This window comes from Sanguibacter sp. Z41_6, assembly GCF_059621145.1.
Genome location: NZ_JCAQIF010000007.1, coordinates 133,609 through 158,818 on the forward strand (window position 1 = coordinate 133,609; position 25,210 = coordinate 158,818).

At 71.6% G+C, this 25,210-nt stretch carries 21 protein-coding genes and 1 pseudogene; 8 read left to right on the forward strand and 14 right to left on the reverse strand.

Annotated elements, in window-relative coordinates; genetic code table 11:
- Positions 1-99: 99 nt before the first annotated feature.
- Entirely contained in the window at positions 100-528 is a 429-nt protein-coding gene (locus AC54T1_RS14055; RefSeq protein WP_484345809.1) for a DUF4307 domain-containing protein, read from the reverse strand.
- A gap of 137 nt (positions 529-665) precedes the next feature.
- On the opposite strand from AC54T1_RS14055, the gene mca reads away from it, so the two are divergent.
- The 3 genes from mca to AC54T1_RS14070 are packed head-to-tail and all read left to right on the forward strand — an operon-like array spanning position 666 to position 2,717.
- Positions 666-1,556, forward strand: a complete 891-nt coding sequence (gene mca, locus AC54T1_RS14060) for a mycothiol conjugate amidase Mca (RefSeq protein ID WP_484345808.1) — start codon at positions 666-668, stop codon at positions 1,554-1,556.
- Complete coding sequence (locus tag AC54T1_RS14065; protein ID WP_496912312.1) at positions 1,553-1,900, forward strand: hypothetical protein; 348 nt, start codon at positions 1,553-1,555, stop codon at positions 1,898-1,900. Before mca ends, AC54T1_RS14065 begins: the two co-directional genes overlap by 4 nt.
- Positions 1,860-2,717, forward strand: coding sequence for a carbon-nitrogen hydrolase family protein (locus AC54T1_RS14070; RefSeq protein ID WP_496912313.1), 858 nt, complete (start codon positions 1,860-1,862; stop codon positions 2,715-2,717). The genes AC54T1_RS14065 and AC54T1_RS14070 overlap by 41 nt, the downstream gene beginning before the upstream one ends.
- 32 nt (positions 2,718-2,749) lie before the next feature.
- Here the strand turns inward: AC54T1_RS14070 and trhA are convergent, their stop codons facing one another.
- Positions 2,750-3,439 (reverse strand): PAQR family membrane homeostasis protein TrhA, encoded by a 690-nt coding sequence (gene trhA / locus AC54T1_RS14075; protein WP_484345932.1) that lies wholly within the window; start codon positions 3,437-3,439, stop codon positions 2,750-2,752.
- A 215-nt stretch (positions 3,440-3,654) separates the two neighbouring features.
- On the opposite strand from trhA, the gene AC54T1_RS14080 reads away from it, so the two are divergent.
- From AC54T1_RS14080 to hemQ, 3 genes are all read left to right on the forward strand, one after another.
- Positions 3,655-4,410: an isoprenyl transferase gene (locus tag AC54T1_RS14080; RefSeq protein ID WP_484345931.1), complete on the forward strand. Its 756-nt coding sequence runs from the start codon at positions 3,655-3,657 to the stop codon at positions 4,408-4,410.
- Between the two features lie 81 nt (positions 4,411-4,491).
- Positions 4,492-5,652: a ferrochelatase gene (locus AC54T1_RS14085; protein ID WP_484345805.1), complete on the forward strand. Its 1,161-nt coding sequence runs from the start codon at positions 4,492-4,494 to the stop codon at positions 5,650-5,652.
- Between the two features lie 43 nt (positions 5,653-5,695).
- The gene (hemQ, locus tag AC54T1_RS14090; protein ID WP_484345804.1) at positions 5,696-6,457 is read left to right on the forward strand and encodes a hydrogen peroxide-dependent heme synthase; all 762 of its coding nucleotides are present in this window, start codon (positions 5,696-5,698) and stop codon (positions 6,455-6,457) included.
- 32 nt (positions 6,458-6,489) lie between these two features.
- On the opposite strand, the gene AC54T1_RS14095 is transcribed toward hemQ, so the two are convergent.
- The 8 genes from AC54T1_RS14095 to AC54T1_RS14130 all read right to left on the reverse strand — a co-directional run bounded on the left by AC54T1_RS14095 (position 6,490) and on the right by AC54T1_RS14130 (position 15,424).
- Positions 6,490-7,764, reverse strand: a complete 1,275-nt coding sequence (locus AC54T1_RS14095) for a Glu/Leu/Phe/Val family dehydrogenase (protein WP_496912314.1) — start codon at positions 7,762-7,764, stop codon at positions 6,490-6,492.
- A gap of 53 nt (positions 7,765-7,817) precedes the next feature.
- The gene (locus tag AC54T1_RS14100) at positions 7,818-8,618 is read right to left on the reverse strand and encodes an aldo/keto reductase (protein WP_496912315.1); all 801 of its coding nucleotides are present in this window, start codon (positions 8,616-8,618) and stop codon (positions 7,818-7,820) included.
- A gap of 54 nt (positions 8,619-8,672) precedes the next feature.
- Positions 8,673-9,728, reverse strand: a complete 1,056-nt coding sequence (locus tag AC54T1_RS14105; protein ID WP_484345801.1) for a LacI family DNA-binding transcriptional regulator — start codon at positions 9,726-9,728, stop codon at positions 8,673-8,675.
- A 49-nt stretch (positions 9,729-9,777) separates the two neighbouring features.
- Positions 9,778-11,247 carry a GH1 family beta-glucosidase gene (locus AC54T1_RS14110; protein ID WP_484345800.1) on the reverse strand — a complete coding sequence of 490 codons (1,470 nt, stop codon included), beginning with the start codon at positions 11,245-11,247 and terminating at the stop codon, positions 9,778-9,780.
- A complete protein-coding gene (locus AC54T1_RS14115; RefSeq protein ID WP_496912316.1) occupies positions 11,244-12,155 on the reverse strand; it encodes a carbohydrate ABC transporter permease in 912 nt (303 codons plus the stop codon). The genes AC54T1_RS14110 and AC54T1_RS14115 overlap by 4 nt, the downstream gene beginning before the upstream one ends.
- Positions 12,152-13,165, reverse strand: a complete 1,014-nt coding sequence (locus AC54T1_RS14120) for a carbohydrate ABC transporter permease (RefSeq protein ID WP_496912317.1) — start codon at positions 13,163-13,165, stop codon at positions 12,152-12,154. The genes AC54T1_RS14115 and AC54T1_RS14120 overlap by 4 nt, the downstream gene beginning before the upstream one ends.
- Positions 13,166-13,297: 132 nt before the next feature.
- Positions 13,298-14,614, reverse strand: a complete 1,317-nt coding sequence (locus AC54T1_RS14125; RefSeq protein ID WP_484345797.1) for an ABC transporter substrate-binding protein — start codon at positions 14,612-14,614, stop codon at positions 13,298-13,300.
- 294 nt (positions 14,615-14,908) lie between these two features.
- The gene (locus AC54T1_RS14130) at positions 14,909-15,424 is read right to left on the reverse strand and encodes a DUF2505 domain-containing protein (protein WP_496912318.1); all 516 of its coding nucleotides are present in this window, start codon (positions 15,422-15,424) and stop codon (positions 14,909-14,911) included.
- Between the two features lie 86 nt (positions 15,425-15,510).
- Here AC54T1_RS14130 and AC54T1_RS14135 point away from each other — a divergent pair, with 86 nt between their 5' ends.
- Complete coding sequence (locus tag AC54T1_RS14135) at positions 15,511-16,968, forward strand: sensor histidine kinase (protein WP_484345930.1); 1,458 nt, start codon at positions 15,511-15,513, stop codon at positions 16,966-16,968.
- Between the two features lie 102 nt (positions 16,969-17,070).
- On the opposite strand, the gene AC54T1_RS14140 is transcribed toward AC54T1_RS14135, so the two are convergent.
- Positions 17,071-17,319, reverse strand: coding sequence for a WhiB family transcriptional regulator (locus tag AC54T1_RS14140; RefSeq protein ID WP_484345795.1), 249 nt, complete (start codon positions 17,317-17,319; stop codon positions 17,071-17,073).
- Positions 17,320-17,673: 354 nt separating this feature from the next.
- On the opposite strand from AC54T1_RS14140, the gene AC54T1_RS14145 reads away from it, so the two are divergent.
- Positions 17,674-18,138: a hypothetical protein gene (locus AC54T1_RS14145; protein ID WP_496912319.1), complete on the forward strand. Its 465-nt coding sequence runs from the start codon at positions 17,674-17,676 to the stop codon at positions 18,136-18,138.
- Positions 18,139-18,159: 21 nt separating this feature from the next.
- Here AC54T1_RS14145 and AC54T1_RS14150 read toward each other — a convergent pair whose 3' ends face one another.
- The 3 genes and pseudogenes from AC54T1_RS14150 to AC54T1_RS14160 all read right to left on the reverse strand — a co-directional run.
- Positions 18,160-22,275: an FtsK/SpoIIIE domain-containing protein gene (locus AC54T1_RS14150; protein WP_496912320.1), complete on the reverse strand. Its 4,116-nt coding sequence runs from the start codon at positions 22,273-22,275 to the stop codon at positions 18,160-18,162.
- 101 nt (positions 22,276-22,376) lie between these two features.
- Positions 22,377-24,917 carry an ABC transporter permease gene (locus tag AC54T1_RS14155; RefSeq protein ID WP_496912321.1) on the reverse strand — a complete coding sequence of 847 codons (2,541 nt, stop codon included), beginning with the start codon at positions 24,915-24,917 and terminating at the stop codon, positions 22,377-22,379.
- Between the two features lie 23 nt (positions 24,918-24,940).
- Positions 24,941-25,210, reverse strand: a pseudogene (locus tag AC54T1_RS14160) (ABC transporter ATP-binding protein); the annotation flags it as partial.

The following is a 25,210-nucleotide window of genomic DNA, read 5'->3' on the forward strand; positions in this document are numbered from 1 at the left end:
CCGTGGCGGTACGGGACCGGTGTCCCGGGCTCGCTCTGCCGCGGCTGCGCGGATGTCACGCTAACCCAGCGGTCGCCGCACGGCGCGTCGAACGCCGGGTCAGTCCTGCAGGCGGCAGGAGTCGACGACGGCGGTCACGGCCTCCTCCGAGGTGGCGATCTCCGTCCGGATCCGCTGCTCGGTGACGTCCGCCGGGCCCACCGTGACGTCCTTGGTGCCGACCTGCGCGTAGTTCGTGCTCAGCGCCTCGAGCGTGCACACGACCGTCGCATCCTTGGGCTTCGCGACGTCGAAGGTCATGACGACGCTCTCCGGTCCGAGGACCTCGAAGCCGACCTCCTTCCCGCGGACGTCCTTCGACGTCGATCCGAAGGCGAACCACGCAGCGACGACGACGGCTGCCGCGAGGAGGAGGACCGCGCCGACCACCGCGACCGGGCGCCGGACGGGCGGCCGCTGCGGGCCGTAGCGGCCGGGCGGCAGGGGCGGGGGTGTGCGCGGCTGGGCCTGCGGCTCAGGATCGTGCATGTGGGCGCCTCCGGACGATCTGCTCAGCGTAGGACGTGGCGCGGCGCCACGTAGGGGATCATGGGTCTCAGACCATTATCGTCGTGTCCGTGACGCAGCTGTGACAGCGTCACGGGCCGTGACCCGAGGAGAACCAGGTGACCACGTCGCCCCTGCGGCTCTTGGCCGTGCACGCACATCCGGACGACGAGTCGAGCAAGGGAGCGGCCACGACGGCGCGCTACGCGGCGCAGGGCGTCGAGGTCCTCGTGGTGAGCTGCACCGGCGGAGAGGCCGGGAGCATCCTCAACCCCGCGTACGGCCGCGAGGTCACAGACCCGGCAGAGATGCACGAGATCCGGACGGCGGAGATGGCCGCGGCGGTCCGCGCCCTGGGGGTCCAGCACCGATGGCTCGGCTTCGTCGACTCGGGTCTGCCCGAGGGTGACCCGCTTCCCCCGCTGCCCCCCGGATGCTTCGCGCTCGAGGCGCTCGAGGACGCGGCCGCCCCCCTCGTCGAGATCGTCCGCGACTTCCGGCCGCACGTCATGACGACGTACGACCCGAGCGGCGGGTACCCGCACCCCGACCACATCATGTGCCACCGGATCTCTGTCGAGGCGTTCGCCGCGGCGGGCGACCCTGAGCGGTACCGGGGCCGGGGGGAGGCATGGACCCCGTCGAAGCTCTACTACAACCACGACTTCTCCATGGCGCGCATCCGCACGATGCACGAGGCGATGATCGACGCCGGCCTCGTCTCACCGTTCGGCGACTGGGTGGAGTCGCGAGCCGCGAGGGAGATCCCCGAGCGCCAGGTCACCACCCGGATCGAGTGTGCCGAGTACTTCCCGGCCCGCGACGCTGCGCTGCGCGCGCACGCCACACAGATCGACCCCGACGGCTTCTTCTTCGCGATCCCCCGTGAGCTGGAGATCGACGTGTGGCCGTACGAGGAGTACGAGCTCGCGGAGTCCCGCGTGACGACGACCCTCCCGGAGGACGACCTGTTCGCAGGCGTCACGACCCACGAGGAGACAACCCGATGAATGAGCCCACCACCGCCACGTCCCCGGCGCCCCTGTGGGTCGGCGAGCTCGTGCTCGCCGACGACCCGACGGGGGACCCGACCCCGCAGGAGTCGACGACGCAGGACCCGATGCGCGAGGACCTCCAGCCCACGGACGTCTCACCCGGCCTCGAGGGCTTCCTCGCGATCTTCGCGGTCGTCGTCGTGACGATCTTCCTCATCCTGTCGATGACGAGGAAGCTGCGCCGGGTGGCGCACCGTACCGGCACGGAGACCCGCGTGGACGGGCAGTTCTCCGACCGTGCCCCCAGCACGGCGGACGGTGACCCCGAGACGGGCACCGGGGACGACGGCCGGGCCTGAGGTGCGCGTCACGATCGCTCAGATCGAGGTCAGCCCTGACCGCGCCGCGAACCTCCTCGTCGCGCGCCAGGCGGTGACCGAGGCGCTCCGCCTGGGCAGCGACCTGCTCGTGCTGCCCGAGTACGCGAGCGCGTACGAGCCGGCCGGGTCGGGGGCCGCGCAGGCGGAGGCGCTCGACGGACCGTTCGTCCGGGCGCTGCGCGCGGCGACGGCGGGCACGGGCCTGGCGGTGCTCGCCGGCACCGTGCTGCCAGGGGACGCCCCGGGGACGGCGAGCAACGTCGTCGTGGCCGTCGCTGCCGGGGAGCTCGTCGGGACCTACCGCAAGGTCCACCTCTACGACGCGTTCGGTCACCGTGAGTCGGAGCGGCTCGAGGCAGGGGACCCGGCGGCACCGCCGCTCGTCGTCGACGTCGCCGGAACCCGCGTCGGGGTGCTCACGTGCTACGACCTCCGGTTCCCGGAGTCCGCGCGCCGGCTGGTCGACGCCGGGGCGGAGATCCTCGTCGTCCCCGCGGCGTGGGCGGCAGGGCCGGGCAAGGTGGACCAGTGGCGGGTGCTCGCGCAGGCCCGGGCCATCGAGAACACCTGCGCTGTCGTCGGCGTCGGCCAGTCGGGCCGGGGTGTGTGCGGGCACTCGGTGCTCGTGGGGCCGGACGGTCGCGTCGAGATGGAGCTCGGGGACCGTGCCGAGCTGCGCACCGCCGACGTCGACCCGGCGGGGATCCGCGCGGAGCGGGAACGCAACCCGTCGCTCGCCAACCGCCGGTATCGCGTCGTCCCCGCGGAGGTCGGCGGTCCTGCGGCGTCCGGCTGACCGGCTGCTCGCCCGGGAGGCCGTCGCAGGTGTCAGCGGGCGGCGAGCGTCGCCACGAGGATCGCCGCGTAGTGGCACCAGAACCCGACGACCGTGAGCACGTGGAAGATCTCGTGGAACCCGAACCACCGCGGGCGCGGGTCCGGGCGCCGGGTCGCGTACACGATCGCTCCCAGCGTGTACGCGAGCCCGCCGACAGCGACGAGCCACACGATGAGCGGCCCGTCGGGAGCCTGCCAGAACTGTGGCATGTAGCCGACGGCGACCCACCCGAGCGCGAGGTAGATGGGGACGTACACCCAGCGCGGGGCGTCGAGCCAGACGACACGGGCGACGAGCCCGACGACGGCGCCCGTCCACACGATGACGAGCAGCACGGTCGCCGTGGACGGCTTGAGCAGGAGGACCGCCAGCGGCGTGTACGTCCCGGCGATGATGAGGAAGATGTTGGAGTGGTCCGCGCGGCGCAGGCGGGCGGCCGTCCGCGGCGACCAGTTGCCGATGTGGTAGACGGCACTGGTGCCGAACAGCAGGACCGCGCTCAGGCCGAACACGACGGTGGACACCCGACCTGCGACGGGGGGCGCGAGGACGACGAGCACGATGCACGCGGCGAGGGCGAACGGTGCCGTGCCGGCGTGGATCCAGCCCCGTAGCCTCGGCTTGACCGCCTCGGCGACCGCAGACGCGGCATCGGCGACGTGATCGGCGGCGTCCGCCAGGTGGTCGGCGGGCCCGGTCGGTCCAGGTTCTCCTCGGGCCACAGTGCTTCTCCTCGGTCGGTGGTGGGTCGCCTCGAGCGTAACTTACGCCTCCGTAGGTTATGCCTACGTCGGAGGAGTGCTCGACATCGAGCGGTGGACACGCCTGCTCGGGCGCGTGGTGAGCGGTAGCGTGTGAACTCTCACCGATCACCTCGAAAGGCACTCCCGTGCGCATGCCTGACCTGCTCTACGGGCTCTATGCACAGCGCCTCGCCGACTCGCTGCCCCGCGACGCCACGCCGCGGCACGTCGGCGTGATCCTCGACGGCAACAGGCGCTGGGCGCGGTCCTCCGGCGCGCCCGCGGCGACGGGCCACCGCCGCGGTGCGGACAAGATCGAGGAGTTCCTCGCCTGGAGCGAAGAGCTCGGCATCGAGGTCGTCACGCTCTGGATGCTCTCCACCGACAACCTGTCCAGGAGCGCGGAGGAGCTGGCCGACCTCCTGGGCATCATCGAGGAGTCCGTCACGGCTCTCGCCGAGGCGCGGCGCTGGCGGCTGCGGGTCGTCGGGCGGCTCGACCTCCTGCCCGACGACGTCGCCGCGACGCTCCGGCGTGCCCAGTCCCAGACCGCGTCCGTCGAGGGGATGCACGTCAACGTGGCCGTGGGCTACGGCGGGCGCCACGAGATCGCCGACGCGGTCCGTGACCTCCTGCGCGAGCGTGCCGCGGCGGGGGAGACGATCGAGGAGATCGCCGCGAACATCGACGTCGAGCACATCGCCGAGCACCTCTACACCAAGGGGCAACCGGACCCCGAGCTCGTCATCCGTACGTCGGGCGAGCAGCGCCTCGGCGGCTTCCTCCTGTGGCAGAGCGCCCACTCGGAGTTCTACTTCTGCGAGGCGTACTGGCCGGACTTCCGCAGGGTGGACTACCTGCGTGCACTGCGCTCCTACGCAGCCCGCGAGCGACGCCTCGGTCGGTGACCGCCGACCGGGGTGGAACGTCACATCTCACGACCCCACGTACCCAGGAACCTCTGCGCCGAGGGTGGGATGATGGTGGGCATGCTCACCAGCGCCACGACCGGGTCAGCCGGCACGCCTGCCACGCCGTACGACGCTCTGCTTCTCTACTCCTTCGGGGGGCCGAACCGGCCGGAGGACGTCGTGCCGTTCCTCCGCAACGTCACGGCCGGCAAGGGCATCCCTGACGAGCGGCTCGAAGCCGTGGGCGAGCACTACTACGGCTTCGGCGGGAAGAGCCCCATCAACGAGCAGAACCTCGCGCTCAAGGCGGCGCTGGAGGCCGAGCTCGCCGCCCGCGGCATCGACCTGCCCGTCGTGTGGGGCAACCGCAACTGGGAGCCGTACACCCGGGACGCGCTCGACGAGCTCAAGGCGCGGGGGGCCGAGCGGGCCGTCGTGCTCGTCACGAGCGCGTACTCGTCCTATTCGGGCTGCCGTCAGTACCGCGAGGACCTCGCGGTCACCCTCGACGCGGCCGGGGAGCTCGGCCCGCAGGGGTCGACGAGCGTCCAGTTCGACAAGATCCGGTCGTACTTCAACCACCCCGGGTTCGCGCAGGCCAACATCGACGCGGTCGTGGAGGGGTACCGGGCGCTCGCAGCCCGCCCCGACGGCGACCCGGCGCAGGCGCGGCTCGTGTTCGTCACGCACTCCATCCCCGACACGATGGAGGCCGCGTCCGCCGTCTCGGGTGCCACGTACTCCGCGCAGCACCTGGACCTCGCGGCCGTCGTCGCCGCGGGCGTCGCGACCGAGCTCGGCCACGAGGTCCCGTGGTCCCTCGCCTACTGCTCGCGATCCGGCCCCCCGAGCCAGCCGTGGCTCGAGCCCGACGTCAACGACCACCTCGGTGAGCTCGCGGAAGCGGGGGTGCGGTCCGTCGTGCTCTCACCGATCGGGTTCGTCTCCGACCACATGGAGGTCGCGTACGACCTCGACACCGAGGCGCTCGCCACCGCCCGGGACCTCGGCATGGCGGCGGTGCGGGCCGGGACGGTGAGCACCCGGGCCCCGTTCATCGCTGGCCTCGTCGACCTCGTGCTCGAGCGCGCCGCCCTCGCCCGGGGCGAGGACGTCACCGAGGCCACCGTAGGGACGCTCCCCGCGTTCCGGTCGGTGTGCCGAGCGGGTTGCTGCCGGCGCCGTGACGGCGAGGACAGCGGCATCCCGGCGCTGTGCAGCGTCGACCTCATGAGCTGATCCACCGACGCGTCCACCCCCATCTGCAGAGAGCTGACCTCACATGACCGACAGTGCCCACGTCCACCACCGCCCCGACACGGGTGACGTCATCGAGACCTCCGACATCAACGCGACGGTGCGGTACGTCATGTGGTCGGTCTTCTCGACCGTGCAGACGCTGCCCGCCGACGACGCGGCGCGCAGGACGCTCGTCGACGACGCGCTCGCCGCGGTGGGCGGTGCCAGCGCAGGCACCGACACCGAGCTCACGGTCCGTGGGTGGTACGACGTCGGTGGCCTGCGTTCCGACGCGGACCTCATGGTGTGGTGGCACGGACCGAGCATCGAGTCGGTGCAGGGCGCCTACCAGCGCCTTCGCGCGTCCGAGCTCGGTCGACACCTCGAGCCCGTGTGGTCCGTCGCTGCGCTGCACAGGCCCGCCGAGTTCAACCGGGGGCACATCCCGGCGTTCATGGCCGACGAGGCCCCCGAGGCGTACATCTGCGTGTACCCGTTCGTCCGCTCCTACGACTGGTACCTGCTGCCCCCCGCCGAGCGGTCGACGATGCTCCGCGACCACGGCATGGCTGCGGCGGGGTACGCGGACGTGCGTGCGAACACCGTCTCAGCGTTCGCGCTGGGAGACTACGAGTGGATCCTCGCGTTCGAGGCGTCACGGCTCGAACGGATCGTCGACCTCATGCGGGACCTGCGCGCGACCGAGGCCCGTCGGCACGTCCGGGAAGAGGTGCCCTTCTTCACCGGTCCGCGCACCGACCTGCACGCGTGGGCCGACCGCCAGCCGCTGGCAGACGAGGACTGACGAGGACTGACGAGCGCCGCTCGGATCCGCGGTCAGGGATACAGGCCGCGGATCTGGTGGGCCTCCGCGACGCGCCGCACGCCGATGGCCAGCGCGGCGTCGCGCAGGGTGAGGCCCTGGTCGCGGGCGAGCTGCGCGACGTCCGCGTACGCGGACCGCATGCGGCGTGCGAGCTTCTCCTCGATCTCGGTGACCGTCCACCAGTAGGCCTGGTTCGCCTGGACCCATTCGAAGTACGACACGATGACGCCGCCGGCGTTCGCGAGGATGTCCGGGACGACCACCACCCCACGTGACGCGAGGATCGCGTCGGCCTCGGCCGTCGTCGGTCCGTTGGCGCCCTCGACGACGATCCGGGCGCGCACGTCGGGCGCTGTGCGGGCATCGAGGACCCCGTCGACCGCCGCGGGAACGAGGACGTCGACGTCGAGCGCGAGGAGCGTGCGGTTGTCGATCGGATCGGCGGCGTCGAAGCCGACGACGGACCCCGTCGCGCCGACGTGCTGGAGCAGACGCTGGACGTCGAGGCCGGCGGGGTCGGTGACGCCGCCGTACTCGTCGCTCACGGCCACGACGCGGGCGCCCTCCTCGACGAAGATCGCGGCCGCGTGCGAGCCCACCTTCCCGAAGCCCTGGATGGCGATCGTCGCACCGCGCACGGTGCCCCCCGCCGCCGAGAGTGCTGCAGCCGTCACGTGGACCACGCCGCGCGAGGTGGCCGTCGTGCGCCCCAGGGACCCGCCGACCGCGAGCGGCTTGCCCGTGACGACGCCGGGGATCGTGTACCCCTGGCTGACCGAGTACGTGTCCATGACCCACGCCATGGTCTGCTCGTTCGTCCCCATGTCCGGGGCCATGACGTCGCGCTCGGGGCCGATGACCGGGATGATCTCGCTCGTGTAGCGGCGGGTCACCCGTTCGAGCTCGGACTGGCTGTACGCGTGCGGGTCGATCCCGACGCCGCCCTTCGCACCACCGTAGGGAAGCTCGACGATCGCGCACTTCCACGTCATGAGCATGGCGAGTGCGCGGACGTCGTCGATGTGCACGTCACGGTGGTACCGCAGTCCGCCCTTCCCGGGGCCCCGGGAGACGTTGTGCTGCACCCGGTACCCCTGGAAGAGCTCCGTGCGACCGTCGTCGCGACGCAGGGGTACCGCGACGGCGATCTCCCGACGAGGGGTGGCGAGCATCTCGTGCAGCCCCTCGTCGTACCCGAGGATCTCGATCGCGCCCGCAAGCTGGCCGAGAGCGTTCGCCCACGGGCTCACGTGCGGGGGCGTCGTTGCGCGGACGCGGCTCGTCATCGTCGTCTCTCCTCGTGGTGCTGCACGGAGCTCGTCGGCCGGGGCGCCGACCGCTAGGGCTCCTCGACCTCGCCGGCGCCGCCCAGCGCGTCGATCCGGGCGATCTCGTCGGCGCCGAGCGTGAGATCGAGCGCCCGGAAGTTGGACTCGATGCGCGCGGGGGTCACCGACTTCGGGATGACGACGAACCCGTGGTCGATGTGCCAGCGCAGGACGACGTGGGTGGGATCGACCCCGTGGGCGTGCGCGATCTCGGCGAGCACGGGGTCGTCCAGATCGGTCCGCTTGAACGGGCTGTATCCCTCGAGGACCACGTTGCGTGCCCCGAGGGTCGCGGCGAGCGTCGCGTCGTAGTCGTTCGGGCCCCAGGGGATCTGGTTGACCGCGGGGGCTTCCCCCGTGGCGTCGACGAGCTCGTCGATCTGCGCGGTGGAGTAGTTGCTCACGCCGATGGAGGAGGCGAGTCCCTCGTCCCGGAGCAGACGCAGCTGCTCCCAGACCTGGGGGCTGGCCTGCTTGTTCGGCGGCCAGTGGATGAGCCAGAGGTCGACATGGTCCAGTCCGAGGTTCGTGAGGGAGCGCTCGAGGGTCTCCCGCTCCTTGCCAGCGTGGTCCGGCGGCAGCTTCGTGGTCACGAAGATCTCGTCGCGGGGGACGCCGGACTCGGCGATCGCCCGGCCGACCTGGTCCTCGTTGCCGTAGGCGGTGGCCGTGTCGATGTGCCGATATCCGGTGCGCAGGGCGTGCAGGACGGACGTGAAGGCGTCGTCGCCCTCCGACTGCCACGTGCCGAAGCCGAGGAGCGGGATGGCCCCTCCGGGCAGGGGGGCTGTGGGAATGTCTGCTGAGGTCATCGCCCCAGTCTGCCCTCGACCGGCCGTGGCTGCAGGTCGTGCCGCGTCCGGTCCTCAGCTGGAGGCGCGCCGACGGAGCTCCGGGCGCAGGACGAGGTGCCCGTCCGCGTGGACGGACGGTCGCGCCCGATCCAGGAGGTCCTCGTCCCTGTCGTCCAGGCGGTAGCCGAGCATCGTGAGAAGCTCTTCTGCCGCGTACTGCGCCATGCGGACGGCCGGGTTCGTGATGGTCGTCAGGGGCGGGACGGTGCCCTCGCTCACGCCGAGGTCGTCGTATCCCACGACGGCGACGTCGCCCGGCACAGAGCGTCCGTGCTTCGCGAGGACGCGGAGCGCACCGAGCGCCATGAGGTCCGACGCGACGAACACGGCGTCGATCGCCGGGTCCTCGCGGAGGATCGCCTCCATCGCGTGCACACCCGCGGCCGTCGTGAAGTCTCCTCGCGCGAGAGGGCCTTCCTCCAGGCCTGCGCGCTCCAGTGCCTCACGCCATCCCGAGAGGCGGTCCTCACCCGCTGTCATGTCGCTGGGCCCGGCGATGTGGGCGATCCGACGACGTCCGGTCTCGATGAGGTGCTCTGTCGCGAGGCGACCGCCGGCGTGGTTGTCGACCCCGACGAACCGGACACCTGGGGGGAGCGTGAAGGGGCGCCCCACGAACATGGCGGGCAGCCGGGACGCCTCGATCGCCGACTCCAGCTCGTCCTCGCGGTGGTGCGAGACGACGATCGCTCCGTCCACGTGACCGTTGCGCAGGTACTGCGCGATGCGGCCCGTACGTTCGCCGGGCTGGGCGAGGAGCAGCACGAGCTGCAGGTCCGTGGCCCGCAGGGCCGAGTTGATCCCACGGAGGGTCGCCGCGAAGAACGGATCGTTGAGGACGCGCTCGTCGGGTTCCGGGACCACGAGTGCGATCGAGTCGGTGCGGCGGGTGACGAGGGACCGCGCCGCCCGGTTCGGGACGTACCCGAGCCGGGCGATCGCGTCGTCCACCGCGGCCTGTGCCTCCGGGGAGACCCGTGAGCCGCCGTTGATGGCGCGTGAGGCGGTCGAGCGTGAGACGCCCGCCGCTTGCGCGACCTCCTCCAACGTCGGAGCGTGCATGCTCATGGTTCTCCTCCGGGCGACACCGGTGTCCCCCCTCGATGTGCGTTGCAGGTCAGCCGGACACGACGGAGCGAGCTGCGAGCGTGTTGCTCGCCGCCACCTGGGAGTACCAGGCGCCGCTCGCCTTGACGATCCGCTCCTGCGTCTCGTAGTCCACCCGCACGATACCGAAACGCTTGTGGTAACCCCACGCCCACTCGAAGTTGTCCAGGAGGGACCAGGCGAAGTACCCGCGGACGTCCGCTCCCTGGTCGATGGCGTCGTGCACAGCGCGCAGGTGCACGTCGTAGAACTCGAGCCGGTCCTGGTCGTCGACGAAGCCGTCCGCGTCCGCGACGTCATCGTAGGCGCATCCGTTCTCCGTCACGTACAGGCGGACACCACGGGGACCCGTGTAGTCAGCCTGCAGGCGCAGCAGCAGCCGGGTGAGGCCCTCAGGCTGCACCTCCCAGTCCATGTCCGTGACGGGGAGGCCCCGCGGGTGGGTGTAGACGCCGTCGGCGGCCGGGTAGGGCGAGGATGTCGCGCGGGGGACCGGCGCACTTCCGTGCAACGACGACGACGGGGGTGTCGTGCTGACCGCCTCCCCGTGGTAGTAGTTCACGCCGAGCGCGTCGATCGGCGACGAGATGATCTCGAGGTCACCGTCCTGGACGAGCGCAAGGAAACCCTCGGCAAGACCCTGCGCGTCCAGGTCCTCGATGAGGTCCGCCGGGTAGGAGCCCGTGAGGATGGGGTCCGTGAACACCCGGTTGAACTGCGCGTCGATGCGGCGGGCCGCGTCCACGTCGTCCGGGTTCTGGGCGTCGACCGGGTCGGCGACCGTGAAGTTCAGCGTGATCCCGAGGTCGGCGCCCGCGTCGCGGGAGCGCAGCTCCTGGATCGCCAGACCGTGCCCGAGCATGAGGTGGTGCGCCGCAGCGAGGCCGTCCGGCCGCGACTGCCGCCCCGGCGCGTGAGCGCCCGCCGTGTAGCTGAGGAACGACGAGCACCACGGCTCGTTGAGCGTCGTCCACACGCCGACCCGGTCACCCAGGGCGTCGTGGACCGTCGCTGCGTACTCCTGGAAGAGGTAGGCGGTGTCCCGGTTGGTCCACCCGCCCTTGTCCTCGAGCGCCTGCGGGAGGTCCCAGTGGTACAGCGTGAGCCAGGGGAGGATGTCCTTCTCCAGCAGCGAGTCCACGAGCCGCGAGTAGAAGTCCAGACCTGTGTGGTTGATGCCGGCGGCCCCGCTGACGCCGTCCGGCCGGATCCTCGACCAGGAGGTCGAGAAGCGGTAGGCGCCGACGTTGAGGCTCTGCATGAGGGCGACGTCGTCCGCGTACCGGGTGTAGTGGTCGCAGGCGACCTCCCCGTCGTGACCGTCGAGGACCGCCCCGGGCACCTTGCAGAAGGTGTCCCAGATGGAGTCGCGCCGCCCGTCGACGTGACCGGCGCCCTCGATCTGGAACGCGGCCGTGGCCGCGCCCCAGAGGAAGCCGTCGGGGAAGACGAGGGATCCGTGTGCGTTGTCGGAACTCATCCCTTGACAGCTCCTTGCATGATTCCTGCGACGAGCTGCTTGCCGGCAAGCACGAAGAGCAGGATGAGCGGGAGGGTCGTCAGCAGGACGGCGGCCATGATGAGCGAGTAGTCCGACCGGAACCCGCCGCGCAGGAGCGAGACGACCATCGGGAGGGTCGGATTCTGCCCGTTGAGGATGATGAACGGCCAGAAGAAGGCCGTCCAGCTCCCGACGAACGTGAAGAGCGCGAGCATCGCTGCGGCGGGACGTGCCGCTGGCAGGGCGATGTGCCAGAAGGTGCGGATCATCGACGCGCCGTCGACCCTGGCCGCCTCGATGAGCTCGTAGGGGAGCGCGCCCTCGAGGTACTGCGTCATCCAGAACACGCCGAATGCGGTGACCATCCCCGGCACGATGACGGCGATGATCTTGCCGGACCAGCCGATCTCCGACATGACGATGAAGAGCGGGACGATGCCGAGCTGGGTGGGGATCGCCATCGTCGCGATGACGAAGACGAGCAGGGGCCGCCGACCGCGGAACCGGAGCTTGGCGAACGAGTAGCCCGCGAGCGTGGAGAACAGGACGACGGAGAGCGACTGCAGCGTCGAGATGATGAGCGAGTTGAAGAACCCCTTCCACAAGGGAAGGTTCGAGTCGAAGACCCGGCTGAAGTTCTCCAGCAGGTGCCCGCCCGGTATGACGTCCGGGATCGGGTGCACGGAGATCTCGGCCTGGGTCGAGGACCCCAGGAGGAACGTGTAGTAGATCGGGTACGCGGAGATGAGGACGACGACGGTGAGGATCGCGTAGGTGACCCAGCCCGGGCGGCGATTGGGTCCGGCGCCCGGGAGCTTGCGGCGTCTGGCGACGCTCCGGGCGGCACCCTTGCCAGCGGTCTGGGCGATGACGGGGATGGAGCTCATCGCGTCCTCCGGTTGTTCGAGAGGCCCTTGCGCTTCTTCGCCGGGGCGCTGCCTGATGAAGCGATCTTGCTGCTGATCGCGAAGTTGATGATGCCGATGACGATGATGATGACGAAGAGGATCCAGGCGACGGCGGCTGCCTTTCCGAAACTCCTCTGGTTGCCCCAGCCGAGCTCGTAGAGGTACATCGTGATCGTCATGTACTGACGGTTCGCGCCGCCCTGTCCGCTCACGTCGAACAGACGGGCCTCGTCGAAGATCTGGAGCCCACCGATCGTGGCGGTGATGACGATGAAGATGATGGTCGGGCGCAGCTGCGGGACCGTCACGGACAAGAACTGCCGTACGCGGCCTGCGCCGTCGATGATCGCGGCCTCGTAGAGCTCTGAGGGGATCGCCTGCATGGCGGCGAGGAAGATGAGGGTGTTGTACCCGGTCCACCGGAAGTTGACCATCGACGCGATCGCGAGGTGGCTCGGGAACGCCTGCGCCTGCCACTTCACGGGCCCGATGCCGAAGATCTCGAGCAGCGCGTTGATGGCGCCGGAGTCCTCGGCGAACAGGCGGCCGAAGATGAGGCCGACGGCCACGGGAGCCACGACGTAGGGCAGCAGCACAGCCATGCGCCAGAAGGTCCTGGCGCGGATGTTGGCGTTGAGGAGCGCGGCCAGCAGCAGTGCTGTGATGACCTGGGGTACTGAGGAGAGCAGGAAGATCGAGAAGGTGTTGCGCAGGCCCTTCCAGAAGTTCGGCTGGTCGAAGACCGCGAGGTAGTTGTCGAAGCCGACGAACTCCCCCTGTCCGCTCAGGAGCTTCCATTCGTGCACCGACACGTAGGCGGTGTAGATCAGCGGGAACAGCCCCGTGATGGCGAACAGGATGAAGAAGGGCGAGATGTAGAGGTACGGGGAGAGTTTGACATCCCATTTGCCGCGGTTCTGCGAGAACGCGATGCGCCGAGGCGTGCGGTCCGCATCACGAGAGGACTTCGGTGGGGACAGGACGGCCATGAGGTTCCTTCGGAGATGCGCGGGGGCGCTCGGTGGGCGATGGCGTGACGCAGCGGGCGCCGTCGGGAATCAGGTGATCCCGGCGGCGCCCGCTACATGGTCTTCAGGCGGACGAGCTCAGGAGGCCTGATCTCAGGAGCTGAAGCCCAGGTCCGCGTACCCGGCAACGGCCTGGTCCCAGGCAGTGGCAGGGTCCTGCTCGCCCAGGACGTCGACGCGGAGCAGGGCGTCGGTGACGAGCGAGTTGATGGCGAAGTACGCCTGGCCCTTGTAGGGGGTCTCGAGGTCGTTGACCGCCTTCGCGCGCTCGACGAAGATCGCGCCAGCGGGCGCGTCGTTGAAGAACGTGTTGACGAAGTCGGCGACCGCCGGGTCCTCCCACGCGTCGACCTGGCTCGGGAAGTTGCCGTGGGCCTGGAAGTGGCGCGTCTGCTGCTCGGGGGCCGTCAGCCACAGGGCCAGCTTGCGGGCCTCCTCGACGTTCTCGCCGCCGGACGGGACCGTGAGGAAGGACCCACCCCAGTTGCCACCGCCGCCGGGGAAGACGTCAGCGATGTCCCAGCCGTCGATGGTGGGAGCGAGCTCGGTCTGGATGGAGCCGGTGAACCACGGCGGGCAGAGCGTCGTCGCGAAGCCGTTGTTCGCGAAGCCGTTCTTCCAGTCGTCGCCCCACTGCTCGTAGCCCGCTGACAGCTCGGGCGCGACCTCGAGGATCGAGTCGTACATCGCCTTGATCTCGGTGTTGTTCTCGAGCGGCTTCGGCTCGCCCGTCTCCGGGTCTTCGTACGGTGCCCCGATCTGGCCGATCATGGCCTGGTGCACGGCGACCACGGAGTCGAACCACGCAGCGTCGCTGGCGGCTGTGAACGTCTTTCCGGCCGCGAAGTAGTCGTCCCAGGTGGCGTCCTCGCCGCCCAGCAGCTCTGCGACCGCCTCACGGTCGGTCGGCAGGCCGGCAGCCTCGAAGAGGTCGGCGCGGTAGCAGACCGCGAGCGGGCCGGTGTCGGTGCCCAGGCCGATGTGCTTGCCGTCCTCCGTCTTGCCCTGCGCGTCGGTGTGCTTCATGTAGCGTCCGTCGACCTCGCCCGAGAAGTCCTCGAAGCCGTCAGCGATCTCGCTCATCTCCGGCATCCAGTCGACCTCGATGGCTTCGATGTCAGCCAGGCCGGAACCGCCTCCGGCGATACGCGTCGTGAGGTTGGTGCGGGCATCATCGGTCGTCGCGGCCTTGTTGTGGACGACCTTGATGCCGGGGTTGGCTTCCTCGTACTCCTTGAGGATCTCGTCCGTGTAGCCGAACTCGTTGAACGTCGAGATCGTCAGGGTGATCTCGCCGTCGTCGCCGCCGCCGTTGTCGTCGTCGCTGGAGCACCCTGCGAGGGCCAGGGTGAAGAGGGAAGCGCCAGCGACGGCTGCTGTCAGCCGTCGCGTACGGGTGGTACGGATCATTTCGAGGACTCCTTTGTCAACGCTCGCGGCGACGCCGCTGGTGTTCTGGCCGGAAAGAACGCGAGCGGGCACGGAAGCGAGTCCGCTCGTTTCGCACGTGCAGCCTGCCCAAGACATTCTGGGAGCGCTCCCATGCGTTGCCATGATCCTGAGGGGGAGCGCTCCCACGTGTCAAGGGCGGCGTTCAGGAGGATTCCTGCAAGCGTTGCAGAAAACGCATCTCCGCAGGTAGAACGGCTGGGCTGAGCCGGATGTTGCGCAATTGTTACCGCGGTGAGCGGTGACGGTGCTCCGTCAGTCGCGCGGGCCGCTGCGCCGCAGCCATTCGAGCGCAGCGTCCTGCTCGTCGGCGAGGGTCTGCCGGACGGCCTCGGCCGCCGCTGCCTCGACGGCAGCGCCGAACACGGGGACCGAGGACCGGACGTCACCGGAGTACGTCATGACGCAGCCCCCGTCCACGGCGGAGCACCGCACGGACCCGGTCATCCGGACCGGAGCCCCGGTGATCTCGAGGGAGACCGTGCCGAACCGGCTGCCATCGCGCCCTTCTCGCGGCTCCGCCCACGCGGACGTGTGGCGGAGCTCGAGCTCGCGGCCGACGAAGGGCCGCACCTGCGCGGGGATCTGGTCGCTCGGCAGGCTCCGTCGCACGGCCGACGTGTAGCTGCCGTCCGGCCCGGCGGTGACGTCCAGCTGCAGGAGGCGGGAACCGGCGCGCTGGGCCGTGAACCGGATGAACTCCGCGTCGTTGACGAGCCGGACCGCCTCGTCCGTACCGACCGGGAAGTGCACGTCGATGCTCATGTCCATCAGGTTCTCCTCCAAGGATCCGCTCGTGGAGCGTACCGAACGTCGGTGCCGGGTCGAGCGCGCGTAGGCTCACGCGTGTGTCGACGATGAGTGATCTGGTGATGAAGCACGGCAGCCTCGCGCCTGCCGACGTCGAGTGGCTCCACCTGCTGGTCGGGGACTGGCAGGTGATCTCCGACCTGGCGTTCGCGGACCTCGTCCTGTGGCTGCCCACCTCGGACGGTGGGTTCATCGCGGTGTCGCAGTGCCGCCCGAGCACGGGCGCGACGGTCCACTACGACGACATCGTCGGCACCTTCGCGCCGGAAGGACTGCGACCGCAGCTCGAGCGGGCCATGGTGGAGGAGCGCACGCAGAAGTCGCGCGAGCCCCGATGGTTCGGGACGTATGCGGTCCGCGAGGAAGCGGTGCCGGTCGCGCACGGCGGACGGACGATCGCGGTCGTCGCGCGTCAGACGAACCTCGGCAGCGGCCGGACGCCGAGCCGGCTCGAGCTCAACTACGTGGAGGCCGCGGACGACCTCATGGCGATGGTGGCGTGCGGCGACTTCCCGTACCCCGACTCCGCGACCGGCCCCCGGCGGGGAGCGCCGCGTGTCGGTGACGGGTTCATCCGCATGAACTCCGAGGGCGAGGTTCTCTACGCGAGCCCGAACGCCCTGAGCTGCTTCCACCGCCTCGGGGTGATCGGTGCCCTCGTCGGCGAGTCCCTCATCGAGGTGACGGCGGAGCTCATCGAGCACAAGATGCCCGTCGACGAGTCCATGCCGCTCGTCGTCATGGGACGGGCGCCGTGGCGGACCGAGATCGAGTCGCGCGGGGTCTGCCTGTCCGCCCGCGCTGTCCCGCTCACCGACCGTGGTCAACGGATCGGTGCCGTGCTCCTGTGCCGCGACGTCTCCGAGCTCCGGCGGCGCGAGCGCGAGCTCATCACCAAGGACGCGACGATCCGCGAGATCCACCACCGTGTGAAGAACAACCTGCAGACCGTCGCGGCGCTCCTGCGCCTGCAAGCACGTCGGATGACGGTACCGGAGGCCAAGGAGGCGCTCGAAGAGGCGATGCGTCGGGTCGCGACGATCGCGCTCGTCCACGACAGCCTGTCGCAGACACTCGACGAGGAGGTCGAGTTCGACGACATGGTGGGACGTGCGTTGCGGTTGGCAGCGGACGTGGCGGCGGCCGGGGTGAGCGTCCGGACGGTGGCGAGCGGGTCGTTCGGGATGGTCCCTGCTCAGGACGCGACGGCGCTCGCCCTCGTCCTCACCGAGCTCGTGACGAACGCTGTCGAGCACGGCCTGAGCGAGGCGGGTGGTGGCACCGTCGAGATCCGTGCCCAGCGCGACGGCACGGCGCTGCACGTGACGGTGACCGACGACGGGGTGGGCCTGCCCGACGGCCACGGGCCCGCGGGTGGCCTCGGGACCCAGATCGTCCGGACGCTCGTGACGAACGAGCTGCAGGGATCGATCGAGTGGGGACCGGGGGAGTCGGGCGGCACCGTGGTGTCTGTGTCGATGGTCCTGCGGGGGGTCGCGGGCTGAGGCCTCCGGCGACCGGAGCTGCATGCCACGACGACGCAAGGCCCGGTCCGTGGGACCGGGCCTTGCGTCGTCGTGCAGCCACCCCGCACGGGTGGCAGGAGCTCAGTTGGCCCGGCGGGCGCGTGCCGTGCGGCGCTTGAGCGCGCGGCGCTCGTCCTCGGACAGTCCGCCCCAGACGCCAGCGTCCTGGCCGGACTCGATCGCCCACTTGAGGCACGTGTCGACCACGGGGCAGCGTCGGCAGATCGCCTTGGCCTCGTCGATCTGCAGGATGGCAGGACCGGTGTTGCCGATGGGGAAGAACAGCTCGGGGTCTTCGTCGAGGCATGCTGCGCGGTGACGCCAGTCCATGTCATCTCCTAGGCAGGGGAGGGTCACCGAGAAAAAAGGTGGGTGACCCGAACGGGTGGGGCAGGTGTGACTGCTGGTAACCAGTTCACACCCCAACGACGGGGGGCACAAGGGTTACCAGGAGGTTTCCTCCGAGTGACCCGTGAGGTGTTCGTCACATTGTGACGTAGCCGTCAGGTGCATCGGCGTCGCCGCCGCGGCCGGGCACGTGCCACGGGCCGCGGAATCTGGCCGAAATATCGTAGTCGTTGTCCTGCGCGTCCCGCAGGAGCATCGCTGTCGCTGACGATCACCTGCCCGCGCCGCGGTTATTGTCCTCCTCCGCGGCCGACGTCGGTTATGGTCGAGACCACTATGCCTAACGACGTGCCCTCCGACCCGTCGGCGTCGTCACGGGGTGCCGCTGTGCGCCGGTGGCTCGCCGCGCCCCGTCCTCCCGTCGTGTCGTTCACGAGCGTCGGCCTCGGCGCCGAGGCCCTCGCGCTGGTCGTGATCACCGCCCTCGGTCTGCTGAGCCTCCTGGACACGCAGGCGAGCGACGTGGCCGTCACGGCTGTCCTGGCGCTGTGCACCGGCGCGGCCGCGTGGTTCCTGCTCGTGTGCGCCGGGGCGCTCGGCTCGGGACGTGCGTGGGTGCGTGGTCCCGCCGTGACCGTCCAGCTTCTGGCGCTCCTCGTGGCGTACACCCTCTTCGGCGCTGAGCAGACGGTCGCGGCCGTCGCCATCGCTGTCCTCGCTGGTCTCACGCTCGTCGGGCTGCTCACCCCCGGGGTCGCCCGGTTCATCGGACGTGACGCGCGACCCTTCGACGAGGACTGACGGGGCCGCGTCGCAGCTCCGTCAGCCGTGCGCGGCCCGTGCCACCTGGATGAGCTCCGCGTCGCGCCCCACGACGAGCACGCCTCGTCCCGGGGCGCGCACGTCCGGTTCCACGAGCCATCCGAGCTCCGTGCCGAAGATCTCCGCGCTGCCGGGTGAGCCAGGCTGCAGCAGGATCCCGCAGCGCCCGGCCCGCAGGTCCGCGAGCGGACCGCGGAACGCTGACGAGGCCGCGGTCGTCGTCGCCGATGCGACGAGCCGCACGTCGAGGTCGGTCAGGTGTGCGCGCAACGTCTCGACAGCGACGGGGTGCAGCTGACCGAGCACGTCGAGGTCGTCGACGACGACCACGAGTCCTGAGCGGTGCCGCTGGCGACCCTGGGCTGCGCCGCACACCGCCTCGACGAAGGCGGGGACGGTGGCGGCGGAGAAGCGCGGGAGGAGGTGCACGCCCGCCCAGGCGTCAACCGTCGCAGCCAGCGCTGGGTCGCGCGTGGCGACGGCCACGAGGGTGCCACGCTGGTGGGCGTCCGTGGCGATGTGGCGGATCGCGGTGGTCCGACCCGAGCCGTGCGGACCGCAGACGAGCACGTCGCGGTCGCGGGGTGGCCCCGACGCCTGCGCACCGTCCCCGCCGAGTCCCACGACGATCTTCGCCGGGTGGGCGAGCACGGCGTCCGGTGGGACGTCGCGCGGCACGGGCAGGATCGTCGTCGGTGACCGGGGGGCGGCGCGGACCGGCCTGTCGTTGCGCATCAGGTCACGGGGGTCGCCACGGGCTGCGTCCGTGCCCGGCCGGGACGACGGGTCCTCCCGTGCCACCTGGCACGCGGCAGGAGGGAACGTCCCGGAGAGCAGCACCCCGCGCCCCGGGACCCCACCCCGGCCAGCGAGAGCGCTCGGGATCCCGAGGAAGAGGTCGTCGTGCTTGTCCCTCCCGGACAGGAGAACGCGGTGCGTGAGGAGAGCCGACACGCCCGAGGGGGGCGCCGCGCTCGCCGCGACGGCGAACGCCGTCCGCGCTGCGCCCTGACGGAGTGCGGACACGAGCACGTCGGCACCCGCACCGCGCAGCACGGCGCCGAGGCTCCGCTGGACCTCCTCGAGCCCGTCCACGACGACGAGGTGCTGCCCCGCAGCGCCCGCCAGGACGGAGAGCAGCCGCGCGATCCTGCGGGGATCCCCGGGCCCGACGATCGTCCCCACGCCGTCCGTGCCCGCCGTCCGGCCCTCGTGCAGCGTGGACGAACCCACGAGGTGCACGGTCATCCCGGCTGCGACCCCGGCGCGCGCGACCGTCCGCAGGGCTGTGCTCCGGCCCGTGCCGGCTCGGCCGAGCACGAGCAGGTGGCCCGACGCACAGTCCCACGTCAACGCCCGCTGGCGCTGACGCTCGGGCTCGTCGACGAGCCCGAGCGTCAGCGTGGTCGCGGCCCCGGGGCCCGCTGGGGTCACCGGGACGTCGGACAGCCGCAGGTCGTCCGGGAGCGCGGGCGTCCACGGGACCCGGGGCCGTGGTGCGCCGGCCTCCCGCGCCGCGGCGCCGATCGCCGCGACGAGGGCGGCGACGGTGCCGAGCGTCTCCGCACCGGCTCCGCTCCCACCAGCGGTCGCGGCGCGCCACGCGGCCGTCGGCGGGGCGAGCCAGCCGGGCGCGGGCCAGGCACCGGGGAGAGTCCCGGACGGCGGACCTGCCGCGTAGGAGGTCTGCACCAGCTCAGGCGTGTCGAGCCCCCGCCGCAGGTATGCCCGCCCGGGCAGGCCAGCGGGTATGTGGGCCGCGCCCGGCATGCCGACGACGTCTGTGGAGTCGGACTCGTCCGCGACGCGCAGCGCGACCCGCAGGGAGATGTTCGCCCGCATGTCCGCCGTGATCGCGCCGCTCGGGCGCTGCGTCGCCAGGACGAGGTGGATGCCCAGGGACCGTCCCTGGGCAGCGATGCGGACCAGGCCGGGGATGAAGTCCGGCTGGTCGTCGGCCATGGCGCGGAACTCGTCGACGACGATGAGCAGCCGGGGGAGGTTCTCCGTCCGAGCGCTCGCGGACCGGCCTCGGTACTCCTCGAGGTCGGTCGCGCCGACGGCGCGAAAGAGGTGCTCGCGTCGGCGGAGCTCCGCCCGCAGGCCCGTGAGCGCGCGCCCGGCCGCACCGGGGTCGAGGTCGGTCACCTGGCCGACGACGTGGGGGAGTGCGGCGCACGCACCGAAGCTGGCGCCGCCCTTGTAGTCGACGAGCGCGATCGCCAGCTCGTCGGGCGGGTGGCCGAGCGCGAGGCCGAGGACGAGGGTCTGGAGGAGCTCGGACTTGCCGGCGCCCGTCGTTCCCGCGACGAGCGCGTGCGGTCCGTCGTCGACGAGGTCGATGGTCACCGGTCCGCTGGCCCCGGTCCCGATCGTCGTGCGCAGCCCGCCCTGTCGCGGGGCACGCCAGGCGGCGCCGGGTTCCGCTGCGGACGGCGTGTCCGCCAGGGCGACGGTGTCGGGCAGGGACGGGTGGCCGTCCTCGGTCACCGCGCCGGGAGTCGACGCTGAGCCCGCGCGCGTCGGTGCGACGTGCGTCCACCGGCCGCGGCGCACGACGTCGCCGACCCGGCGCGCGTACGTGTCGAGCCAGCGAGGGGACACTCCGTCGAAGGCCGAGCGTCTCGGTACTCCGTCGGGCCCGGTCAGGACCGTGCCGTGCTCGCCGACGACGGCGCGGGACGGGCACCAGGAGGGGACGGGGTCGCCAGGCTCGGCGACGACGAGGAGCGCGGCCCGTTCGCCGTGCGCCGCGTGCCAGGCGCCGAGGCGGGCGGCGAGGTCGGGCGACACCGGCGCGTCCACGACGAGCACCGTCCGGCGGGCCGGTGACCTGTCCGGCGCTGGCAGCGGTGCATGCGTGAGCCGGCCCCGGGAGCCCGGCAACCACCGTGCCCATGTCCAGTCGTCCGTCCGGTCGGCCGCGACGACGACGTGGATGTCGTGGGCGCGACCCGTGGCGTGCAGCGTCACGACCATCCGGCCTGCGAGCGCGAGGGTGCAGGCCCGTGTCCCACCGATCCAGACGCAGTCGTCCGCCAGGTCCCGGGCGGGAGCCGGTATGTCCAGCCCGTGCCGACCCGGGGGTGCGTGGGGGGAGCCCCGCAGCCCAGGGTGTCCGGTCGACCGGGCGCGAGCAGCGAGCGCGACGCCCGTGAGCAGGTCCGCGGGGTGGGGCGCTGTGCTCGCCCCCGGTGAGGGCGTGCCACCCGCCCGGGCGAGGGGGGCGGACGGCGAACGTCGCAGCATGCCCGGCACCTGGCGTCGGTGCGCGACGCGTCGGACGACCAGGGGCGCGAGGACCATGAGCGGGCCCATGACGGCCATGACGAGGAACAGGGGATTGCGCAGCACGACCGCGAGGACGATCCCGGTCACGCCCGGCAGGATCGCCGTCACGATGGTCGTCGTCCCGCCCACCGCGGTGTCGCGTGCCGTCGCACCCGTCGACGCCTCCGGTGCGGCGTGCTCCGCGAGCAGCGCGGCGAGCGAGACCCGCGCGGGGTCGGGGCGCGGGCGGAGCTCGAGCGCCGTGCGCACCCCGTGCGCACCGACGACCTCGACACGGGTCCCCTCGCGCCAGCGGTGCCAGCGCCGGACGCGGTGGGACGTCCCGGCGGCCCGGCGTCGCGACCGTACGAGGCGGTACCCGGAGGCGGCGCGGACGCGTACCGACGTCCGGCCGTCCCGGTGGCGGCGTGCGCGGACCACGAGGCCGCCGACGGCCGTCTCCTGCTCACTGACCGCCCGGAGCTCCCCGGTACGAGAACCGGTGAGGACGGCGACGTGGGCATCCGCCGCGAGAGCAGCACCGACCCCGTCGGCCGGGCACGCGACGCCGCGCAGCGTCGCGCCCGCGACGAGCGGTGGTTGCCCGACGACGTGCTCCTCGTCGAGCCGCACGTCATCGACGTAGAGGGCAGCCGTCGCGAGCTCCGGTCTCCCGGTGCACCGGGCCAGCGCGGGACGCAGTGCTGCCAGGGGACGCCCCTGCAGCAGGTGGACGTCCTGGCCGGGGTGGATCGTCACCGGGACACCGGCCGCAGGGTCGGGCGCGCTGCGGGGACCGCCGGGCGCGCTGCGGGGACCGCCGGATCCGGTCGTGGGGTGGGGCACGCGCCCGATCCTCGGTCGCCGGTGGCTCCGGGGAGGGGGGACGGCACGGGGTCTGTGGACGAGCGGCGTCTGTCCACAGGCCCGGCGCCCTCAGCTCCGCGCTACTCGACGGCCAGCGCCTCCACCGGGGAGGTCCGTGCCGCCGCACGGGCCGGCAGGACCGATGCGAGCAACCCGGCCGCGAGAGCGATCCCGGCGACGAGGAGAAGGTCCGTCCACGGCACCTCGAGGCGCACGTCGCCGACCACCCCGAGGACCACCGTCGAGCCCACCCAGCCGTACACGAGACCGAGGAGGATCCCGAGCACTGCTCCGACGCCGGCGATGACCATGCCCTCGATCGCGAGGGTGCGACGCAGCTGGCGGCGGCTCAGCCCGATCGCCCGGAGCGTCGCGGACTCACGACGGCGCTCGAGGACGGAGAGCGAGAGCGTGTTCGCCACGCCGATGAGGGCGATGAGCACGGCGACCCCCAGCAGACCGAGGATCACCCCGAGGATCCCGTCGATGAGGTTGTCCATCTCGACCCGCTCGAGCGCGGGACCGGTGACGTAGACCTGGCGCTCGGCCATCGCGTCCCGGATGTCGCTGATGACGGCTGCTGCGTCGTCCGGGTCGCTCAGGCGGATCCACGCGTCGGTGACGGTGGCGTCCGGAGCGAGCGCGGCGAACACCTGCGGGGTGACGAGGATCGCCCACCCCGGCATGTCGCTCAGCACCGGATCGAGGTGCACCTCTCCGCCGGACAGCGTCGACAGGACGACCGGCTCGTCAGCGCCGATGCCGAAGTCGGCCGCGGCGCCCGCGGCGACGAGGACCGTGCTGGGCCCGAGACCGGCGACGTACGCGCTGTTGCGGGACGCCACGGACGCGTCGGCAGCGCTCACCGCCTGGACCTGCACGAACGTCCACTCGGACGTGCCCTGCCCGAGCTCGACCTCGTGGGACTGCACCGGGACGACGGCGTCGAGCCCGTCGACCGCCTGGAGGTCCCGGACGATCTCGGGAGTGAGGCCGGGATCTCCACGCTCGTCCCCGAGGCTCGTGACAGTGATGTCGAACGGGTACTGGGCATCGAGCGCGTCGTCGAGGGAGCTGCGTGCCGTCGCTGCGCCGACGGACATCATCGCCACGAGCGTCACGCCGATGAGCAGCGCCGTGCTCGTCGCAGCTGTCCGCCGCGGGTTGCGGCTCGTGTTCGCGGCGGCGAGTCGAGCGGCCGGGCCAGCAGCGGCGACGAGCCGACCCACGGCGGAGACGACCTTCGGCACCCAGAGCACCGCGCTCAGCAGGATGCCCACGAACGACGCGGCGCCACCGAGCACGGCGGCGACGAGGCCGATCTCGACCTGGTTCTGCTGGGCGAGCACGAGGCCGAGTGCCATGAGGGCCACCCCGCCGACGACGAGGAGCGCGGCCAGGACGAGCCTGACCCGACCCGTGCTCGTGTCCACGCCGGGTGTGTCCGCCGGTCGCAGGGCTGCCAGGGGGGCGACACGCGTCGCGGCGCGTGCAGGGACGAGGCTCGCGGTGACCGTGACGACGGTCCCGACGACCAGCGGCCAGACGATCGCCGGGAGGGAGAGCGACGGGGCGTCGGGGAGCGGGACGCTGAGGTCGACGTCGCGCAGGGCGAGGAGCGCGCCCAGCACGATCATCGAGCCGAGCACGATGCCCACGACGGAGGACGCGAGCCCGAGGAGCGTCGCCTCGAGCACGACCGACCGGCGCAGCTGGCGCTTGCCCGCACCCACGCACCGCAGGAGGGCGAGCGCCCGGGTCCGCTGGGCCACGAGCACCTGGAAGGTGTTGGAGATGACGAGCGCGGCGACGAGCAGCGCGATCGCCGCGAACGCGAGGATCGAGTAGGTCAGGACGTCCTGACCACCGGTCCGGGCCGAGAGGCTGGCGCTCGCCGCGTCGTCCCTGGTCCGGACCTCGTACTCCGGTGGGAGCGCCGCGCCGATGTCAGCGATGGCCGTCTCGACGTCGGCGCCGTCCTGCGTGCGCACGAGCATGCCCTCGTAGCCGGGCGGCCCGCCCCCGCCGAGCACGAGCTGTGCCTCGAACGTCGCGTCGGTGACCACTGCGGAGCCTCCGGCGACGAGAAATGCGCCGTTCGGGTCGTCCACGTGGCCGACGAGCGTCATGGTCGTGTCGGTCGGGACCCAGGTCTCGTCGGCCTCGGACCAGAAGCCGCTCTCGTGGGTGAGGGTGTCACCGATCTCGATGCGCAGGCGCTCGGCGGTGTCCCGCGGTAGCGCGATCTCGTCGTCGGCTGACGGGAAGCGTCCGTCGCCGACGACCAACGGTTGCAGGCTCGGGTCGGAACGCACCGGGTTCACCGTCTGGTAGACGGTGCGTGGTCCTACGCGCAGGTCGACGCCGGCACGGGCGAGGCCGTCGGCGGCGACCACGGATCCCAGAGCCCGGACCTCCTCGATCATGTCTGTGTCGATCGGGGACCACTGCCAGGGGTCGCGCAGCTGGGCGACGACGGTCGCGTCCCCGAAGGACGCCGTCACGGAGTCGTACGTCGCGCGCTTGATGAGGTCACCGGCCAGCAGCGTGGCCGCGACGAACGCGGTGCCGATCGCGATGGCGATGCCGGCGGCGGTGAGCCGCCCGATGCTGCGGCGCATCTGGGCGAGGGTGAGGCGCAGCATCAGTGCGTATCACGTGCCTCGGTCGTCACGGCGGCGGTGGTCTCGAAGGTGCGCAGGGCGTCGAGTCCGGCGAGGACGGACTCGGGGGTGGGGTTGGCGATGTCGCCGGCGATGCGTCCGTCGGCGATGAGGACGACGCGGTCGGCGTAGGCGGCGGCTGCGGGGTCGTGGGTGACCATGATGATGGTGCGCCCGAGCTCGCGGACGGAGCGTCGCAGGAAGCTGAGGACCTCGGCGCCGGAGCGGGAGTCGAGGTTGCCGGTGGGTTC

What these genes read in the sequence shown, in the direction of transcription:
- AC54T1_RS14055 (WP_484345809.1), bottom strand. Translation starts at nt 528, where the DNA reads ATGCACGATCCTGAGCCGCAGGCCCAGCCGCGCACACCCCCGCCCCTG.
- AC54T1_RS14065 (WP_496912312.1), top strand. Translation starts at nt 1,553, where the DNA reads ATGAATGAGCCCACCACCGCCACGTCCCCGGCGCCCCTGTGGGTCGGC.
- AC54T1_RS14080 (WP_484345931.1), top strand. Translation starts at nt 3,655, where the DNA reads ATGCCTGACCTGCTCTACGGGCTCTATGCACAGCGCCTCGCCGACTCG.
- AC54T1_RS14085 (WP_484345805.1), top strand. Translation starts at nt 4,492, where the DNA reads ATGCTCACCAGCGCCACGACCGGGTCAGCCGGCACGCCTGCCACGCCG.
- hemQ (WP_484345804.1), top strand. Translation starts at nt 5,696, where the DNA reads ATGACCGACAGTGCCCACGTCCACCACCGCCCCGACACGGGTGACGTC.
- AC54T1_RS14095 (WP_496912314.1), bottom strand. Translation starts at nt 7,764, where the DNA reads ATGACGAGCCGCGTCCGCGCAACGACGCCCCCGCACGTGAGCCCGTGG.
- AC54T1_RS14100 (WP_496912315.1), bottom strand. Translation starts at nt 8,618, where the DNA reads ATGACCTCAGCAGACATTCCCACAGCCCCCCTGCCCGGAGGGGCCATC.
- AC54T1_RS14105 (WP_484345801.1), bottom strand. Translation starts at nt 9,728, where the DNA reads ATGAGCATGCACGCTCCGACGTTGGAGGAGGTCGCGCAAGCGGCGGGC.
- AC54T1_RS14110 (WP_484345800.1), bottom strand. Translation starts at nt 11,247, where the DNA reads ATGAGTTCCGACAACGCACACGGATCCCTCGTCTTCCCCGACGGCTTC.
- AC54T1_RS14115 (WP_496912316.1), bottom strand. Translation starts at nt 12,155, where the DNA reads ATGAGCTCCATCCCCGTCATCGCCCAGACCGCTGGCAAGGGTGCCGCC.
- AC54T1_RS14120 (WP_496912317.1), bottom strand. Translation starts at nt 13,165, where the DNA reads ATGGCCGTCCTGTCCCCACCGAAGTCCTCTCGTGATGCGGACCGCACG.
- AC54T1_RS14125 (WP_484345797.1), bottom strand. Translation starts at nt 14,614, where the DNA reads ATGATCCGTACCACCCGTACGCGACGGCTGACAGCAGCCGTCGCTGGC.
- AC54T1_RS14130 (WP_496912318.1), bottom strand. Translation starts at nt 15,424, where the DNA reads ATGGACATGAGCATCGACGTGCACTTCCCGGTCGGTACGGACGAGGCG.
- AC54T1_RS14135 (WP_484345930.1), top strand. Translation starts at nt 15,511, where the DNA reads ATGAGTGATCTGGTGATGAAGCACGGCAGCCTCGCGCCTGCCGACGTC.
- AC54T1_RS14140 (WP_484345795.1), bottom strand. Translation starts at nt 17,319, where the DNA reads ATGGACTGGCGTCACCGCGCAGCATGCCTCGACGAAGACCCCGAGCTG.
- AC54T1_RS14145 (WP_496912319.1), top strand. Translation starts at nt 17,674, where the DNA reads ATGCCTAACGACGTGCCCTCCGACCCGTCGGCGTCGTCACGGGGTGCC.
- AC54T1_RS14155 (WP_496912321.1), bottom strand. Translation starts at nt 24,917, where the DNA reads ATGCGCCGCAGCATCGGGCGGCTCACCGCCGCCGGCATCGCCATCGCG.